1 protein-coding gene is annotated in these 1,992 nt (G+C 57.7%); it reads right to left on the minus strand.

Features of this window, described 5'->3' with window-relative positions; all coding sequences use genetic code 11:
- Positions 1–29: 29 nt before the first annotated feature.
- Positions 30–1,970, minus strand: a complete 1,941-nt coding sequence (locus QMG25_RS20275; RefSeq protein WP_283462927.1) for a primary-amine oxidase — start codon at positions 1,968–1,970, stop codon at positions 30–32.
- Between the last annotated feature and the right edge of the window lie 22 nt (positions 1,971–1,992).

Raw genomic sequence — 1,992 nt, forward strand, 5'->3', positions numbered from 1 at the left:
TTTAGTGCTGTGTTTTTAGTGCTTTGTTGTTAGTTTCCGGTGCAGCATTGTGCTGCGGTGGTGGTTGCCTTGGTTTCTGAGGTGGGTAGGTTCAGGGTGGGGTTCTGGTCGAAGAAGCCGTGGGGTTCGATCATGAAGCCGATGTTCTGGCGGGGCATGACGGGCCAGTCTTCGAGCCGGACTACGTGGTGCATGCCGAAGGTGTACCAGACCACGAGGTCTTGATCGACGATGTTCCTGTCTGCCTTGGTCCATGCGGGCAGTCCATCGTGGCCGCCGGTGCTTTGGTTCGGGAATTCTCCGGCCGCGAAACGCTCATCGCGGTCATAAGCGGTGACCCAGAGGTTGTTGCGGGCGAACTGTGCGCGCTGGCTGACGTACGCATCGTCACCGGCTGCCAGGGTGACGGCATTGGTGGGCATGAGGCGGTATGCTACTGGTTCGTCGACGATGTTCTTGCTGTCGTGGTTGACGATCTTCCAGAAGCGGTGCTTGGAAACGTCTGCCTTGCGGATTGCTGCTTGCTCGGTTTCCAGGAGTCGGTCTACAGCCTTGAATGCGGTGTGCGTGGGGTTGTGCTCCGGGATCTCCATGTCGACTTCGTAGATGGAGTTCTTCGGACCGTCGAGTTCGAAGTCCATCCGGACGTTGAAGATGTGCTGGTGGATGGGTGCGTAGAGTCCGTCGTTGTTCAGTGATTGACCGTACGCGCTCTTCTCGCCCGGGTGCTGTGCAGCTGTGGAGAGGATTCCGGTGGCCTTGACCAGGAACTCGATGCTCCCGTCGAGGTAGAGGTGCCAGTAGAAGCCGTACTCGTAGTTGGCAACGGTGGCGATGAAGGAGATGACGAGTTTGCGGCTGCGTCGAACTTCAGCGGTGCCTTCGCGGAAGTCGAAGTGCTTCCACATGATGCTGTCGTCTTCTTCGTGCATGCAGATGGCGTTCTCGATGGTCATCGGGTTGCCGTGGCTATCGGTGGTGATCCCATCGAAGTACTTGATCTCGCCCAGGCAGTCACAGCCGAGCTTGAGGGAATTGGCCATGTTGCCGATGTTGTATTCACCGGAATCGAAGGCGTTCTTCTTGGCCTGTACAGGGGCCGGGTCACCGTAGGGGACGACCATTTCCGTCAGGGAGGCCCTGTTGATCACGGGACGGTCTACGCCCTTATCTGCGAAGCGTAGCTGGTGAAGGACGAGGCCTTCGCGGGGGTTGAACCCGACGCGGAAAGACCAATCGGCCCACTTCACGTGGTTCCCTGTCACTTCGAAGGAAGGACCTTCGGGCTGGGTGATGTCAATCGGCTTCAGATCGGTGCGGGCTTCTCCGACGTACTCGGGCAGGTAGTTACCGCTGGCACGGGGTACCGGGATGGACTCGTTGTCCTCGACCTTTACAACCTCGCCGGAGCTGAGGTCGTAGAAAACAACGAAGTTCTCGATCGGGTGCGCATAAGGGCTATCGGTGGGACTGTCGCGAACGAACACCAGAGCGCGCATCAAACGCCGCCCCTCAGCGTCTTCTCCGAAGTAACCCACGGACCAGGGCTCAAAGCAGACCAAGTCAAGATTAGTCAGACCGCGGGCGGCGAGGGCCTTAATAACGTTCGGGTCCTTGCGACAAGCATCCTCGCACTCAGCAAACTCATCCAACATAAAGGGTGGCTGCACACCGGTAGCCAACTGAGTCCACTTATCAACGACACCAGCATCAAGGTCAACAATCGCGGAGTAAGCAATGCCCTCGCCACGATTCACCAACACAGCGTCTGCTTCACGCACCGTAGCGCTACCGGCCCGCAACAATTCCTTATCCGGCTCGCGCAGCTCAACGCTGATGAAGCGGAACGACTCTGCCGCAGCCGGACCATCCTTAAGGATGGACACCGCACGGGAAATCTCGGCGCGGGAAAGCTGATCAAGAGGGTGAGATACCCCTACCATGGTGTCGATTTCAGTGTTGATAGACATAGTTAGCTCCTTAATTCTTTAT

It is taken from the genome of Arthrobacter sp. H35-D1 (assembly GCF_030063185.1).
In the GTDB taxonomy this organism is placed as follows: Bacteria; Actinomycetota; Actinomycetes; order Actinomycetales; family Micrococcaceae; genus Specibacter.

Coding starts and splice junctions, on each gene's coding strand:
- QMG25_RS20275 (WP_283462927.1), bottom strand. CDS start 1,970: ATGTCTATCAACACTGAAATCGACACCATGGTAGGGGTATCTCACCCT.